Origin of the sequence: Hyphomicrobium sp. DMF-1 (assembly GCF_027886585.1) — a bacterium.
Lineage (GTDB): Bacteria > Pseudomonadota > Alphaproteobacteria > Rhizobiales > Hyphomicrobiaceae > Hyphomicrobium_C > Hyphomicrobium_C zavarzinii.
In genome coordinates this window covers 1,029,121-1,043,148 of the sequence record NZ_CP115706.1, presented here as the reverse complement: position 1 = coordinate 1,043,148, position 14,028 = coordinate 1,029,121, and the positions used below count along the sequence as shown (strand labels likewise).

Sequence of the window (14,028 nt, the reverse complement as noted above, 5' to 3'; positions counted from 1 at the left end):
GTGAACTCTTCGCCGAGAATGTTCTGAAGGCCCTGCACCAGGACGACAGGGGTCGCATTTCCAAGTACCAGCTCACATACTCCGTCACTCCGGCGAAGGCCGGAGTTAAGACACACCGCAGCATGAGGCGATGATCTCGCTCAAACCGGACAGGCGCCAACCAACGCTACCGCCCCTCCACACGCCGGTGTTGACCGGCACTCGCAGACACCTCTCCGGAATCCATGAGCGCACTGATGCACGCCGGGCTGAGCTTCGGTCCGACCTTGCGCATGCAGGCGCGCAGGCCGGCACTGCCGAGATCATGCTGGCTGCAATGGGCCATGTAATCTGCGCGGCAGTGCTTTCTCACCTTGTCGTCGTAGGCGGATGCCTCGCCCGAAAAAAGCAGTGGAACGAAACCAACGGCGGCAACCAGGCAGGTACGCAACATCGGGGGCTCCTCTCTGCGGGCTTGTCACGCTCCCCCACGAAACGATCTCGTACTCGCGACACGCACCTTCAAGGGCACAACTGCGGAGCCGGCATCATTCTTCGCAGAAAAATCCATAAAGCCCATGGAAATCCACAAAAATTTAGCACCAAAGATTGCGTGTTTCGAGCCCTTGCGGACTCCCTCGGCCATCTGCGGCGGGAGTGTTGCCGTGAAGCCCGTGCCAGAGCGGGTGGTGCCTGCTATAAGCGCCGCATGCGGGCGAGTCGGTTAGATTCTGTGCGCAATCGCGCCGGTCGCCACCCGCTCAAATCCAAAACTTCGAGGGAGAGAACGACCCATGGCACTGAAAGCTCCGGGCATCCTGACATTCATGCTTTCGGTCATTCTCACCGTGCTCGCACTGGTGACGTACGTCTTCGGTGCGTCAATTCCATACATTACGGGTCAAGAATTCTGGGTTATCCTTCTCGCTCAGTTCGTGCTCGTGTTCGGATGCATCATGCGGGGCTTGTAGGGAGGCCCCTAGGCGCCCTCTTGCCGGGGGGCACCTTTCCGCGCCGTGTCAAAAATTTCAGCGTCAGTTAAGTCGCGTGCGTTCGCTGTGCTCTTCTGTCGCGCGGCGTTCGGAACCCTGGATGTGGCACGTTCCTTTGCGCAAATTGGCACCCATGATGATACGCAAATTGCAGTCTGGCCCCTTTGCCGAGCGAGCGCGTCGTTCCGTGCGTGAAATCGCACTGGCCGTCGCCCTGACGCTTGCGGCTTTGGTCTTTGTCGTAGCGGCACTTCATAGCCACGCGCCGGAAACGGCTGCCATCTCCTCGTCGCAGGAGCCGGGTGCGAACAGTTCTAATTAACGAACGCACGCATCATCAGCACCGCTCGAAAGCGGCGCCTTAGAAACTCTCTAACAATCCTGAACTTTTTCACGCTGCCCTGACACCCGCCAGCGCATGGCCCGTCAGGCCTTGATGGGCTCAGCCCGCACCAGTCCCCGCACCGAGTTCCCGACATAGACGGTCTTCGCACTTGCGAGATCAACTTGCGTCAGCACGGCCTCCGTGGCCTTGCCGGTCGCGATCAGCTCGCTGCGCAACACCCCCGGCAAAAGCCCGGACGAAAGCGGTGGGGTTAAGAGCGTCCCATCCTTCTCCACGAACACGTTGGTCCGGCTGCCCTCGGCAAGCTCGCCCCGCTCGTTGAGATAAAGCACCTCGTCGGCCTTCACGGTGTCGGCGTAGTGCTGCCACTCCCGGTCGTAAAGCTCACGCCGGGTAGTCTTGTGGAACAGGAAGGCGTTTGTGCTGTCGAGCCGGGTCTCGGAGATCACATAGCGCATCACCGCGTCCGGCTTCTGGGCGGGCTGCTCCGCCGTGGTGAGGGTGAGCGTCCCATCCTCGGCCAGCAGAACCCGCACTCTCAGCCGCTCCCCCTCCCGGCCCTTGACCGCATCAGCCAGCGTCTTGCGCACGGCCGCCTCATCGAACGCGTAGCCGAAATAGGCGGCCGACGCCTTGAGGCGCTTGATGTGCCCTTCGAGGAGCCAGTACCCCGCGCCCGCGTCATGAAGCAGCGTCTCGATCAGCTCGAAGCTCTTCGGCGGATCGGTGAGGAACTTCATCTTGAGCAGGCACTCGGCATACTCCTTCGCGCCGACCGAGTCGTAGACGACGCCCGACCCGATCCCCATCTCGCCGCGCCCGTCGCGGAAAATGACCGGCGTGCGGATGGCGACGTTGAACAGCGCCGTGCCCTTCGGGCTGATGTGTCCGATCGCGCCGCAATAGACGCCGCGCGGCTCAGTCTCGTAGTCGCTGATCAGCTCCATCGCCCGGATCTTCGGCGCCCCGATCACCGAACCCGGCGGGAAGATCGCGCGGATGAGATCGGTGAGGCCGATGCCGTCCTGGAGCGTGGCCGTGACGCCGGACGTCATCTGATGCAGCGTCCGGAACGTCTCCACGGTGAAGAGATCGGTGACGTTGACGCTCCCCACTTCCGCGATGCGCCCGAGATCGTTGCGCATCAAATCGACGATCATCAGGTTTTCAGCGCGCTGCTTGACGTCGCTCGCGAGCACCCGCCGTGCATCCGCGTCCGCCTCGGGCGTACCGGCGCGCGGCGCCGTGCCCTTCATCGGCCGCGTGGAAACGACGCGACCATGCTTTTCGATGAACAGCTCCGGGCTCGCCGACAGCACCGTCACCTCGCCCGTATCGACGATACCGGCATAGGCGACGCGCTGGCGCTGGCGCATGTCGCGATAGAAGGTCAGCGGAGAGCCTTCGAGACGGAAGCGCGCCTTGAACGTGAGATTGAGCTGATAGATGTCGCCGGCGCGGATCTTGTCCTGCACGGCGGAAAAACGGGATTCGTACTCCGCCTGATCCCACGCACACGCGACCGACGTGAACTGGTAGGAGCCGCTGCGCGTGTGCGTCGAGAGCCAATGATCGACCTCGGCCTCGTTCATCTCGCGCGGCCCGCGATAAAGGCCGAACCAGAGCAAGGGCACATTGCGCCCCTCGGGCAGCAGACTGCGCAGCTTGGGCTCGAGCACATAGCCGAGCTCATAGGCGAAGAACCCGGCCGCATGCAGCCCGGCGGCCGCCCCGGCCTCGAGCCGGGAAATGGCTTCAGGCACCTCCTCCGGCGCGAAGGCAGATACGATCTCGACCGGCTCCGAGAAGAGCAGCGAAGGCGCCCCGCGCCCGGTGCTGTTGTCGAGAAGAACGAACGTTTCCTCGAGCCCGGCACCGGTTTTCTTCTGACCGGCTTGGTCGGCGGCTCGCTTGGGGTCGGCTTTAGTCATGCGTGCGGGGTCTCGTCTCAAGTTCTGAGCACTGTTTTGACGCCAGCTTATACGAAACTTTCCCGCTCGTGGCCGATAAGAACGCGCATGAAATATGCAGCCTGCCGGGGTCTATGGACAGGTAATCCACGGCCTTTGCCGCACCCCGGTTGAGTGGGGTTCACAAACCCGAAAAACATGCTATAGACCCTGCCGAGCCGCACCGGAGCGGCTCCTTCGAACGGGCCGGCCCGGATTCACGGGATATGAGGGCCCAGATCAGCCCCTACACCACTCGGTGGCCGGATCGTTCGAGACGACGCGACAGGGTGTCCCATACGGAGGCCTCGTCGGGTCGGTGATGTCGGTATCGCGGGATGGAGCAGCCCGGTAGCTCGTCAGGCTCATAACCTGAAGGTCGTAGGTTCAAATCCTACTCCCGCAACCAACATTTTATCTAGCAAATCAATGATTTATGAGTGTGGCGCGAGCGCCGAGTTTTCCGCGCAATCCACTCCCTGGTAATCTCCTGGCATTCAAGGTCTTTGACCCCAGGCTTTAGCGCCGTGTTGTACGGCTACGGCAAATCAGACAACCTTTCCGTCAATACGCATCGCGGGGACTATAATCATGCGCGACGATGACGGCGAACTACCGAGCCTTCCGCCTGAGCTTCAACAACTCGCACGAGACATGCTGAAGCTTCTCGACTGCGCGTCACGCGCGGCTCAACATGCTGCAAAAGAGTCGCCGTCAAAGAGCGGCGTCTACCCGGTTGCGCTCCTGTTCGATGCTGAAGGCAACTTGATCGGAGACGATAGCGGCAAGCCAATCGTGACGCTTACACCGTTGTCGATTATCGGCATGAAGAACGACACGGTGCAGTTTGATCTCGGAGACGGCATCAACCAACTGCGCACGCCGAAAGAGGCGGCCGAGTTCCTGGCCACTAGCTCATCCGGTTACAAGCGACTGCGGCACGCAGGACTGCTGGACGCCCCGATCAAGGTTGGAGAACGCCGCGTTGCACACACGGTTGCGCAGCTCCATGATTGCCTTGCTCGCATGAACGAAGCGAAAGGCAAGAAGCGCAAACGCGCCTAGCAATCGCAGCTCACGCAACCCGCCCCACAACGCACGGCCAACGTATCGGGCAGGGATGTCCTTGCTATGGAGCCATATGCGCGGACGGGGGTGGGGGGTCTGAAATTTCCGCGGAGGGGGGTGGGGGCAAAACTTTTTCCGGGACCCAGCTACTGACTCCGGAAAACGCTCCGAAAAACCTCTCATTAGAAACAAAGGTTGTCTTGCCAACTATTGTTGGCGCTCAACATCGATCCGTCGCCACAAGCTCCTAGTGAGTTGAACGCCCACGAGCGCAGCAATTCCGACAAGGGTTGCGTTGCAGATGTTGGAAATGACTATGCCGTTACCTCTTGCCGGCTCCAGCAATTTCCAAAGCACAACGCCCCCAACCGACACGATCACTGCCCCAACAAGCCAACCGAGAAAGTGTGCACGAGCCTCCGGAGAGAAGCGCTTACCGGCCACAACATGCCAAGCTGCGATTGCAGCGAGTATCGAGAGCAACATTCCTCCGAGTCCGTACGTCGTTTGAACTGTGTCGCTCTCCGACTCTGCGCCCGCGCCAAAGTTCACGCCATGAAGCCCAACGTAGACCGAGCTTGGAACGCGAAGCGTCTCGCCCACGTTGTCCGTGAAAACCATTACTCCGGCGAACGCGGCGATTGCTGCGGCCCATGCGGTGAAAGTTCTAATGTGCGATTGCTTGGTCATAAGCGGCCTCAGAGATGATGGCTCTATTCTACTCGCATCTTCCCCTTCGCCGAAATCCTTTTAGAAAATTTAGTTGAGCGGGCCTTTGGACCAAAAACCATGGCTAAATCAATCGCCGCAGCTTTCCGATCATATGAAGAGTACAAGCAGTGCAAAAATATTCCCCTCGGCTTGTACTCGCTGACGGCGCTTCTAATTTTCTCTACAGAGTCTGCGCCTACAATTTCTACCAGCAGTACTTCCTTTTCATAAACCGCGTCTAATGCCGATTTAGGTAACCTGGTTCGCAGGGATCTATTGCTAAAGAAAGCAACCCACTCAGAAACCTTCCAGAAGCGCATTGATGTTTGGGCTATCTCCAAATTGAGCCGATATAACGCAGGCCCCAAGCCCCCAAGCCGTTGATCCTTAAAGTACTTACCATCGAAAATTGCGAGTGTTCTTCCTGGTTCCGCCGTTGACAGCCTTAGATCGTATACGCGTCGAATTATTTCTTGACGAGACCGGACATTCATTTGTCGAGCAATAATTGCTGCGCTGAAACCGCTTTGCCATAGACTGGCAAGCTCCCTATCCTTCTCCTTGGTCCACTCAAACACGTTTTCAATCAATTGACGCAGATGCGGCCAGTCAGCTTTGGTGTTCTTGTCTACTTTCACATCGACAAATGTTGCACCGTGAAATTCCATGCCGGTCAGGTCCATACCCCTAAGATCGGCTCCGTTGAGATTTGCCCCGCAATAAAAGTATAGAGGGTCCGCACCCGCAATGTGGGCAAGTTCTTTTAGATCAGCCGTTTGCGCGCTAATAATTTCACTAACTTTATCAAACGCCTCTGCCATCCTTAACCTCTTGGTTCGGCGGTTACGTCGGCAAGTGTTATCGGAGAAAAGCGCTGGTCTAACGCGCCGACTTTGAGCCCGTGCGCCATAAGCTCATTACGAATGTACGCCTCGGCCGCCGCCATGCGATTTTTGAACCCGGTCCGATGCCGAACGGTCTCCCATATTGTGGGATCTTTGAGTTCTAAGTCTTCTATAATGAGATCTTCCCGCAAGCAGCCCACCTCAATGCGCACTGTTGGTGCGATAAGGTGGCTCTCTGTCTTCCTACCGTCTAGGAGCTTTAAGCATGGCTCCGTTGCGGCGTCCCAACCACGGCCTTGCAATTTGCGCCCAGTCAAAGGCGTGCATGTCCAGCGGTATGATCCGTCGGCCGTGGTCGATAGAGTGACAAGGACGGGTGGCGCCGTAGTTGTGGCAACTAGCTTTTCCGTGTTTGTCACGCCCGAGCTGACATGCGCATTTGCAGCAAACGAAGCGGCCGGCTCGACTCCCAACTCCGCTTTTACTTTTGCGGTAATGGCTCCTTCAGATTTCGTCTCGAAAGTCTGCGTTCGCTTGACGGTCGGGTGCGGATCATCGCGTCGAACGCTGCTCGGGTCGACGCCTATAGGTTCGCCATCCGGGAGCACGATCACCACATCGGCCCTTGTTACACTCAGCCGAAACGTAATAGCTACGTCGGTGTCTTGCCCGACTCGCGCCGTACCAAATACAATGTCGGCGTGAAGGTCGACGCCTTTGCGTTTTCCTTTGAAAGCGTCATGCCAGGCGTCAACAGATACCAAATCAGCAAATGCCTTAAGTCGGTTACTCGGCCGCGCCGCCATATCCTCATTCCTCTTCCGAGGTCACTTACACCTCTGATCACAATCCAAGGAGCAAGCGGTACATAGGTATTCTGTGGGATCAATCGATGCTTCTCGAAAATTGTACGCTACTAACAGAAAAAGCCCGGAAGCGCTGAACCTCCGGGCTTCCTCTTACTACTTTCTCGGCAACCCCAACCCTGCCGCCACGGCATCCTTTGAGCTATTGACCACTTTTTGCAGATAAAACGTCCCGGAGTACGGAACCAGCTTCGCCGCGTTATCCAGCGTCTTGCGGCTCACTCTCCGCTTCCCAACCCCCAGCACGTCCTGACCAACGGCTGACGCAGCATCTAACGTGCGCGCGCCCGGCCCCAGCAATGCGGAAGGACTACCGCGGCCCGCGGACCTCGCAGACGAGAGCGCGCCCATTCCGTGCTTGTCGTCGCCCAACGCTTGGAACCCGCGCTTGATCCCGAAGCCGGTTACATCTTCGAAGACGTTGTTATAGGTGAACAGCAACGGCGAGATCGAACCATAATCGAGCACCTGATACAGTGTCGCTCCCGGAGCAGTTCATGAGCCTTCAGCGACGCAACCAATCACCCCGGGTGGTGGTGGAAACGTTTGAATTGAGCGGCAACGCACTACAACAAGGGCTACGCTGACCGCCGTGTGCACACTCTACGCCAATACGAAGGGCCGAGAACTCATACGAAATCTCTTTCGCGTGTCAGACAACAGGGCGGCAACCGTCGATCTTAAAGACGCGATACTTCCAAGCGACATCGCGCCGGTTGTTCGCTTAGCGGAGGATGGCGAGCGGGAGTTGGTGAACCTGTCGTGGGGCTTTATTCGGCATGGACCGGGTAAGGCACCTAGACGCGTCGTCAACTCACGGGACGATCAAGTGCGCGGCAATCCGTTCTGGCGGGACTCGTTCCTCCATCGGCGCTGTCTCGTGCCTGCAACTGCCTACTCCGAACCGAAGGGAGTAAAACCAGCGAGATGGTATTGGTTCGCAATCAATGACGACGATCCAAGGCCGCTGTTTGCATTCCCCGGCATCTGGCGTCGATACGTTGGGCCTCTCAAGAAAGACGGGCCGCGAGTTGAGCTTGATGTGTACTCGATTATAACCACCACTCCGAATGATCTCACGGCATCCATAAATCACGACCGGATGCCGGTGCTGCTTACATCAGAGGCGGAGTGGGAAACTTGGTTGCGCGGAAGACCTGACGAAGCGTTTACGCTGTGTCACCCCTATGCTGCCCATCGGATGAGAATTGCTGGTTCGGGGTTGGAGAAGCGGGACCTCTCGGTCCGACTTATTTAGGCGTTTCAAGATCACCTAGCGCTCGCACCAAACATTCCCGCGGTTCGGCCACGACTGCGCAAGCTTCTCAGTCTTTAGAACCGATCCGGCGTCGCGACCATCCGCCAAAGTTACATTAACGAGGGCACGCCCGTAACGATCATCTTTGCCGCTCCACACGATGCGGTAACCGCTTGCCATTAGCTCAGTAAGACGATGAAGCGACTTCTGCGCTAGTTCGCGCTCCCGTCCGCACTCGGCGTTGGCAAGCTCTGGCGCATCAATTCCGATCAGGCGCCACTTCCGGCCGCCCTGCCAACCTGTATCACCGTCCACGAGGCAGGTGCGTCGTATCCAACCGCAAGCCGAAATGCTTCCGTCGAACAGTTCGCTCGCTCCGACTGGCGACGCTTGTTTGAATTGCTGCACGCCTCCGGTTCCGAAGTAAGCGGCGGCGAGTGCGGTGACGAACAAGGCGACGACAATCCATGTGGCGGGCGCGTTTGTTAGGTGCTTCTTAAGGCGCGATGGGCGGCGCCTGGAGAGCAGGGCCATCTTTGGATCATCCATGGGGCGGTTCCAGTTGACCTCAGCTAGATTAGCCTGCAACGGCTTGGCGAGATTTATGTTCGCGAAAGTTATCCCCGCATGTCGCTCCATGAGGTAACGTTGAAAGAGAGAGCGTAAGTCCGTTCGCTGCATCAATGGAGCCTGATATGGGCGGCCACGACAACAACCCGGACTATGGCGGGCCTGATCCATCATGGAGGTCTACGGTCACGGCCGTCGCGTTAGTGGCCTTTGCAATCTTGGCTGCGGTCGGATGGCTCGTGCGATAGCGTTCGGCGTGTCTGCACACCAAAGCTTCTTCGCAAAGTAGATGCCTGTTACACTCCCGCTATTGGGGAGCAAAGGTGCTATGCGGGCAGCGGTCAAGCGCTTGATTGTTACTATTCTGATGAGTTCTTTTTTCTGGGCTCTGACCGCAATAGAAAATCAGTCAAATAGCCGTGCTGACCAACATCAGGGCTCTGGCAAACTTGACAGGATTTCGGTGAGAGATGGTTCCGGTCAAATCCGCATTGCCCAGTCTTCCCTATGCGGAACCAAACGGCTCTGCGGCGATATGGAGACGTGCGCGGAAGCTCACTATTACCTCACGTCATGCGGCGTAAGCAGTCTCGACCGTAACGGCGACGGCATTCCCTGCGAGACGCTTTGCGGAAAGACGCAAGCAACGATGTCCTCCCGCCTCTTGGCTCAGCCATTCATGTCGGCAGGGAGCACGGCATCTAGAGCGGTCGGACTGATGGAAAGTGGAGCGGCTAGCTTTTCATGCGGAACGAAGCGTACCTGCAAGCAAATGACTACTTGCGAAGAAGCAACCTTCTATCTTGAACAGTGCGGGGTGAAGTCACTCGATGGGAATGGCGACGGCATCGCGTGCAACGGTTTGTGCAAATGATGGTTTGGCAGGTCGCGGGGAAGCCATACGGGGAGAGCACTGATATAAGAGTTATCCCCGCGCAGTTGAGGTATGAGACAACAATAGCCAGCTTCGGCAGCGCCCTGAGTACGTTAGCGGGTCACAGTGGACCGAGTGTCTGATGAGGTGCGAATGAACAGCATTGATTTGAAGATAGGCCTTCGCGCCAAGGTGTTGAGAACTCGCAAAGGCGTTTCTGCGGACGAGATGGCCGATATTATGGGCGTCCATCCCAGCCAACTAGCGAGGTGGGAAGCTGGCGTAGAACGCATGGGGGCCGCAACTCTTTTTGCCTATACTCGCGCATTGGAACTGCCGCTCAGTTCGTTGTTCGAGTGGTGTGGTGAGCGATTGAAAATTGCTTCTAACCGCTCACCTTGAGGCCTAACGGCGGATCGCCTGTGCGATGCATACGCGGCCGCAGCCTAAGCCAAATTCAAAGGGGTTTTCCTTCCGGACCTTAATGGGCTTAACTTGAAGCTGTAATGCATCAACCTTTCTTGCGACTAGTTTTAAAACGCGCTTCAATGCCTCTGCGTCCAGCGTGCTTGGTACGTCGTCGCCTAGAGAGATTAGGAAATCCATCTGGCGAAGAAGCGCTTGAAGCCTGTCCTCGGCGGTAATCGTACTCACTAAGGTATAAGCCATGGCTAGGCCGCCCTCGAAGATGCCCAAACTTGGCTGGGCTCTAGGCAGTTTCCATCTAGTCCGTTCGTCCGCTGGACTTTTGCAACTGACTCCTCAGTGCATTCCATAAGGATTGCGAGTGAAGGTACTTTCCCGACAAGCTTGGGAGGCGCCAAGCGGTCAATTGGACACCCTGCGCGGCGCAGTATGCGCTCCATCCTCACGTCGATCACCGTAAGGATGTGGCTTAGACCAGCTTGCAAGCCAACCTCTAGGAGCGATGACAGCAAAATTGCGGTGATATGACTGAGGCCCTTGTCGCCGCGAGCTTGAGCCAACTCCGTGTCAACACAAAACCGTGTGCTTTCCCAAATGATCGGGCTGCGAACGGGGATGCCCTCTGGCATTAGCTCTTTGAAAACTTCTGCCAACATGTGAGGACCAGTGGTCTGCAGCAGCCGGAAGGTTCCGATAACCCGTCCATCATCTGTAACGGCAAGCGCGTATAGCGGTTCAAGGTCGTCATACTTATCGCGCTCGTGGCCATTCTCAACGCGAACATCCCACTCAAGTCTTTCTGAAAAGACCTTCGCCCGAAGGCGGAACATTTGATCGATAAGGCCGGAATGAAGGTGGGCTAGATGCCCAGGAATTAGCATCATCATGACTAATCTCCCAAACGATGTTAACCGCTTGAGAACGATTTCCGTGATGATGGTGAAAGGCTAGTGGCGTTTCCGCCAGTGGACTTTCGTTAGATAAGCCCCAACCTAATCGCGCGGGCGACTGCCTGCGTTGTGTTGATCGTGTTGAGCTTTGCCCGTGCGCACTCAAGGTGAAATCTGACCGTGCGCTCTGATATGCGCAATATGTCGGCAATGTCCTGATTTGCTTTGCCCTGCGCGCTCCATTTTAAAACTTCTATTTCTTTGCTAGATAACTTTACGTCTTCATCGTGGACGCCATATTGTTCAAGCACGCGATTGTGGAAATGATATGCGAGCACGGAGAAATCGCGAATTAGTTTTCGTTTCTCGCTTTCCCACCGGCGATCAGGTATATCAACATTTAAACTGAACATCGCGATTTCGCCGTGTGCGCCGCGCATTGGTATAGTCAAACCTTGGCGGCCCAATCCGAACTCTCGGGACTCTCCGAAAAAATTCCTTGTAGTCTCGTTTTTGTCGCGGAGGTCTTTCCAATCGAGCGGCATTATTCCACGCAACCCAAGTTGGATGACGGGATCAATTTTAACGTAGTCCTTGCTTACATATTGGTGGACCCACTCGTTAGTGTAGGTCGTCAGAATGTACACATCTTGCTTCGCTAGGGGGATGTTGACGCCCAAGTATGACGCATGTGTCAGACCAAATTTCTCGGCCATTTTGGACAAGCTGTCGGCCCCGACATTCTCGCTCGCCACATTATCAAGGTCTTCCACTAGTTCGAAGAAGAGACGATCCAACATAGCGCCTTACCCCTCACAGGTGCTAACTGAACGACCTAGATCAGAGTAAATTGAACATTCGCGCACGGCGAGTATAAATAACTTGTTACGTGTTAAAAAAAACCTCGCCCGCCGAGTGGCGAGCAAGGCTTCGGTTGTTGAAGTGAAGGCAGTATCTAAGCCGCAAGCCGTAGCAAAGTTCCGTTGCGGGTAGCCTCAGCGACGACAACGCCAGCCATCACGAGGCCATTGATTGCGCGCCGCATCGTTGAGCGGTTTGCGCCCACGAGTTTCGCCAGTCCGCGTTCCCCGCCAGATACGAACCCGCCGCTCGCTTTGAGCTGGTCCACAATCGCGACCTTAACTTTTTCGCGTACGTGGTCCACTTCCTTGGAGACGGCCAAGTTTGCAGGGCGAACCACCTGAACCGCGGGCTTTTGAGCAGCGGGCTGAACCACCGGCTCTTTACGATTGGCCGCGACCTGAACCACCTGACGAGTTGCAGCGACTCCGGGCGCTGGCGCAACGGACTGGACTAACAGCACTGAGAATGCCGAGCCGACTTCGAGAGCAAGCACCGGCACGAGCACAAACCATTCCGAAAGCACGGCGGGGGCGACCACGATACCAAGCAAGGCAAGGTAAGCGGCCAAGGCAGAGGCCGCCGGGTCCGGCTTACCGACTGCCGGCTGGCTCGCGTCGGCCGTGGGAAGCGGGGCGGCAAGAAGCTGTTCAAGCTCGGCGCGGCGTTCGGCTCGGGCCTTCTCAGTTCGCAGGTCAGCAACCTTGGGACAGACTTCACGTGTAACGCGGCCATCGACTGCAACGCATCCGTTGGCACCGGGTCGAAGTAACAGCGCATCGATCTCGGCTTGAAGTTCCCCGACCGGGCGCGCCGCGGGCAGTGCGGCCAGCTCAGTTTTCGCACGCTCATACCGTTCAGCGGCGCGGCGAGCGGTGGACTCTGCGTCCGCCGCAGCTTTGAGCACGGCTTCGCGTTGAGCAACCGTGTCCGAGCGTGACGCAGCCATAAGGGAAAGTTCGGCCGTGAGACTGTAGACCACAGCAACGAGAGCAAGCACGGCAAAAGCGACCCCGCGAACAAGCGATAAGGAGCGGAACGCCGATAACGCAGCCGCGACACTCAACGGCTTTGCCAGCTCAAGGCCGGCCGCGAAGCACACGAACAAGCCGGCTACAAGCCAACCGTGATGCGCACCAACGAACCATGCGTAATATGCGCCTAGTCCGGTGGATGCAGTGACCAGAGAGATAGCTGCCGCGTTCGCGAGCCTTGCCGAAGTCTTAGATGTGATTTGCTGAGAGCTGTGTGAGCCGGTGGGCAATAGCCGTTTGAGCCGACTCAAGAAAGATTGGGAGTCTTTACAACTGGTCGCAATGGTGATGTGGTTAGGCATGGGAATTGGTCCTCTTAGCCAGGATCAGTTTCAAGAACCCTCGCCAGCCTTGCCGGGCTGCGGGGGTTCGCTCGTTTTACGCGACCTCGACTCTCAAACTCTTAAAGGGCGCGACCAACGCACGGCGAACGCGTGACAACCACGTGTTAGCAACATCGGCCAGATGTGAAATCCGGTGCAGCGTCGAAGCGAGCCGCATACACGCGTTCGCAGTGCCGTCGCCAAGATAGCCGCAGGGATCACTAGCCATAACCTCAACGTAAGCGGCTAGGCCCGCAGCGTTAATCGTGAGTCTGTGCAACATAGTCAGTTCTCCATTGGTAAGCGTTGTCAGCTACTTGGTTGAACTGATTTGCATAGAATGTGAATTGGCGACGGTCTCGAACGCAACAAGCGACAATCAGTAAGACTCAAGCTGAGTCTATCCCCTTGCGGCAGCGATCTTTCCCACAGCACGCCTTTCTATCGCGATCTTACGACGCCGTTTTTCCACGCGACGGTTCAGCGCCTTCGCCTTCCGGCGTTCCGTGTTGGTCACAGCAACGTCAAGGGCGGAGCAAAGGCTACCAAGATAGAGGGCTCGATGCTTTGGCGGGATCGGACCAGCAAGCTTGTATTCCTTTGGCGACCAATCGATCTTTGAAGCCGACACGCCGTCGAGCATCGGCACACAGCAGCTCGGCATCTTATGCGGCTTACCGTCTCGCAACTGCCGTATAGGCCCGAAGTCATGCGCAACGCCGCACGCTGGACATTTGGTCATGAAGCCCATGACACCGTGGCGCATGTGAGTTGGTGGCAGCAAGTGGACGGGTGTTGGCTTGGGCTTAGGGTTTGGTTTTGTGTAGGCTCGTTTCTTCTTAGGTTCCATTAGGTGACTACTCGACTGATTGGCCGGATAAGCTCCGGACATAAGTTACAAGATCAGGGCTCCAGAGAACGCGAAGGCCGCGCTCCACAAGAACGAGGGCGAGGCTGACGGCGGCTTGTAGAAAAGAGCCGCCCTCAACGTCACGACGAAGCGTCCGCACCGGGAGAGAAGCCGATGCAGGGAAGC

The 14,028-nt window shown here is 57.2% G+C and carries 15 protein-coding genes and 1 tRNA gene; 6 read left to right on the top strand and 10 right to left on the bottom strand.

From position 1 onward, the window contains the following. Window positions 1-166 precede the first annotated feature (166 nt). A complete protein-coding gene (locus tag PE058_RS04715; RefSeq protein WP_020084198.1) occupies window positions 167-433 on the bottom strand; it encodes a hypothetical protein in 267 nt (88 codons plus the stop codon). Window positions 434-773: 340 nt separating this feature from the next. Between PE058_RS04715 and PE058_RS04710 the strand changes: the two genes are divergently transcribed. After that, window positions 774-950 carry a hypothetical protein gene (locus PE058_RS04710; protein WP_020084197.1) on the top strand — a complete coding sequence of 59 codons (177 nt, stop codon included), beginning with the start codon at window positions 774-776 and terminating at the stop codon, window positions 948-950. 447 nt (window positions 951-1,397) lie between these two features. On the opposite strand, the gene pabB is transcribed toward PE058_RS04710, so the two are convergent. Further along, window positions 1,398-3,248 carry an aminodeoxychorismate synthase component I gene (gene pabB, locus PE058_RS04705; protein ID WP_271030008.1) on the bottom strand — a complete coding sequence of 617 codons (1,851 nt, stop codon included), beginning with the start codon at window positions 3,246-3,248 and terminating at the stop codon, window positions 1,398-1,400. A gap of 350 nt (window positions 3,249-3,598) precedes the next feature. Between pabB and PE058_RS04700 the strand changes: the two genes are divergently transcribed. Both PE058_RS04700 and PE058_RS04695 read left to right on the top strand, forming a co-directional pair. After that, a tRNA-Met gene (locus PE058_RS04700) sits at window positions 3,599-3,675 on the top strand. 182 nt (window positions 3,676-3,857) lie between these two features. Continuing rightward, on the top strand, window positions 3,858-4,331 hold the full coding sequence (locus PE058_RS04695; protein WP_271030007.1) for a hypothetical protein: 474 nt from the start codon (window positions 3,858-3,860) through the stop codon (window positions 4,329-4,331). A 716-nt stretch (window positions 4,332-5,047) separates the two neighbouring features. Here PE058_RS04695 and PE058_RS04690 read toward each other — a convergent pair. The 3 genes from PE058_RS04690 to PE058_RS04680 form a co-directional block, all read right to left on the bottom strand. Further along, window positions 5,048-5,866, bottom strand: a complete 819-nt coding sequence (locus PE058_RS04690) for a GcrA family cell cycle regulator (RefSeq protein ID WP_271030006.1) — start codon at window positions 5,864-5,866, stop codon at window positions 5,048-5,050. A gap of 2 nt (window positions 5,867-5,868) precedes the next feature. Then, window positions 5,869-6,696 (bottom strand): hypothetical protein, encoded by an 828-nt coding sequence (locus PE058_RS04685; protein ID WP_271030005.1) that lies wholly within the window; start codon window positions 6,694-6,696, stop codon window positions 5,869-5,871. A gap of 156 nt (window positions 6,697-6,852) precedes the next feature. After that, window positions 6,853-7,224 carry a hypothetical protein gene (locus PE058_RS04680; protein ID WP_271030004.1) on the bottom strand — a complete coding sequence of 124 codons (372 nt, stop codon included), beginning with the start codon at window positions 7,222-7,224 and terminating at the stop codon, window positions 6,853-6,855. Window positions 7,225-7,348: 124 nt separating this feature from the next. On the opposite strand from PE058_RS04680, the gene PE058_RS22060 reads away from it, so the two are divergent. Continuing rightward, entirely contained in the window at window positions 7,349-8,014 is a 666-nt protein-coding gene (locus PE058_RS22060) for an SOS response-associated peptidase (protein WP_442908676.1), read from the top strand. Between the two features lie 15 nt (window positions 8,015-8,029). Here PE058_RS22060 and PE058_RS04675 read toward each other — a convergent pair whose 3' ends face one another. Next, the gene (locus PE058_RS04675; RefSeq protein ID WP_271030003.1) at window positions 8,030-8,563 is read right to left on the bottom strand and encodes a thermonuclease family protein; all 534 of its coding nucleotides are present in this window, start codon (window positions 8,561-8,563) and stop codon (window positions 8,030-8,032) included. A 349-nt stretch (window positions 8,564-8,912) separates the two neighbouring features. Here PE058_RS04675 and PE058_RS04670 point away from each other — a divergent pair, with 349 nt between their 5' ends. Together PE058_RS04670 and PE058_RS04665 are read left to right on the top strand one after the other, a co-directional pair. Next, window positions 8,913-9,458, top strand: coding sequence for an excalibur calcium-binding domain-containing protein (locus PE058_RS04670; protein ID WP_271030002.1), 546 nt, complete (start codon window positions 8,913-8,915; stop codon window positions 9,456-9,458). 153 nt (window positions 9,459-9,611) lie between these two features. Continuing rightward, window positions 9,612-9,860, top strand: a complete 249-nt coding sequence (locus tag PE058_RS04665; RefSeq protein ID WP_271030001.1) for a helix-turn-helix domain-containing protein — start codon at window positions 9,612-9,614, stop codon at window positions 9,858-9,860. A gap of 3 nt (window positions 9,861-9,863) precedes the next feature. On the opposite strand, the gene PE058_RS04660 is transcribed toward PE058_RS04665, so the two are convergent. The 4 genes from PE058_RS04660 to PE058_RS04645 form a co-directional block, all read right to left on the bottom strand. After that, window positions 9,864-10,127 (bottom strand): hypothetical protein, encoded by a 264-nt coding sequence (locus PE058_RS04660; protein ID WP_271030000.1) that lies wholly within the window; start codon window positions 10,125-10,127, stop codon window positions 9,864-9,866. A gap of 2 nt (window positions 10,128-10,129) precedes the next feature. After that, complete coding sequence (locus PE058_RS04655) at window positions 10,130-10,771, bottom strand: acyl-homoserine-lactone synthase (protein ID WP_271029999.1); 642 nt, start codon at window positions 10,769-10,771, stop codon at window positions 10,130-10,132. An 89-nt stretch (window positions 10,772-10,860) separates the two neighbouring features. Then, window positions 10,861-11,574 carry a helix-turn-helix transcriptional regulator gene (locus tag PE058_RS04650; RefSeq protein ID WP_271029998.1) on the bottom strand — a complete coding sequence of 238 codons (714 nt, stop codon included), beginning with the start codon at window positions 11,572-11,574 and terminating at the stop codon, window positions 10,861-10,863. A 155-nt stretch (window positions 11,575-11,729) separates the two neighbouring features. Then, window positions 11,730-12,971, bottom strand: a complete 1,242-nt coding sequence (locus tag PE058_RS04645; protein ID WP_271029997.1) for a hypothetical protein — start codon at window positions 12,969-12,971, stop codon at window positions 11,730-11,732. Window positions 12,972-14,028 lie beyond the last annotated feature (1,057 nt).

Coding starts and splice junctions, on each gene's coding strand:
- PE058_RS04715 (WP_020084198.1), bottom strand. CDS start 433: ATGTTGCGTACCTGCCTGGTTGCCGCCGTTGGTTTCGTTCCACTGCTT.
- PE058_RS04710 (WP_020084197.1), top strand. CDS start 774: ATGGCACTGAAAGCTCCGGGCATCCTGACATTCATGCTTTCGGTCATT.
- pabB (WP_271030008.1), bottom strand. CDS start 3,248: ATGACTAAAGCCGACCCCAAGCGAGCCGCCGACCAAGCCGGTCAGAAG.
- PE058_RS04695 (WP_271030007.1), top strand. CDS start 3,858: ATGCGCGACGATGACGGCGAACTACCGAGCCTTCCGCCTGAGCTTCAA.
- PE058_RS04690 (WP_271030006.1), bottom strand. CDS start 5,866: ATGGCAGAGGCGTTTGATAAAGTTAGTGAAATTATTAGCGCGCAAACG.
- PE058_RS04685 (WP_271030005.1), bottom strand. CDS start 6,696: ATGGCGGCGCGGCCGAGTAACCGACTTAAGGCATTTGCTGATTTGGTA.
- PE058_RS04675 (WP_271030003.1), bottom strand. CDS start 8,563: ATGGATGATCCAAAGATGGCCCTGCTCTCCAGGCGCCGCCCATCGCGC.
- PE058_RS04670 (WP_271030002.1), top strand. CDS start 8,913: ATGCGGGCAGCGGTCAAGCGCTTGATTGTTACTATTCTGATGAGTTCT.
- PE058_RS04665 (WP_271030001.1), top strand. CDS start 9,612: ATGAACAGCATTGATTTGAAGATAGGCCTTCGCGCCAAGGTGTTGAGA.
- PE058_RS04660 (WP_271030000.1), bottom strand. CDS start 10,127: ATGGCTTATACCTTAGTGAGTACGATTACCGCCGAGGACAGGCTTCAA.
- PE058_RS04655 (WP_271029999.1), bottom strand. CDS start 10,771: ATGATGATGCTAATTCCTGGGCATCTAGCCCACCTTCATTCCGGCCTT.
- PE058_RS04650 (WP_271029998.1), bottom strand. CDS start 11,574: ATGTTGGATCGTCTCTTCTTCGAACTAGTGGAAGACCTTGATAATGTG.
- PE058_RS04645 (WP_271029997.1), bottom strand. CDS start 12,971: ATGCCTAACCACATCACCATTGCGACCAGTTGTAAAGACTCCCAATCT.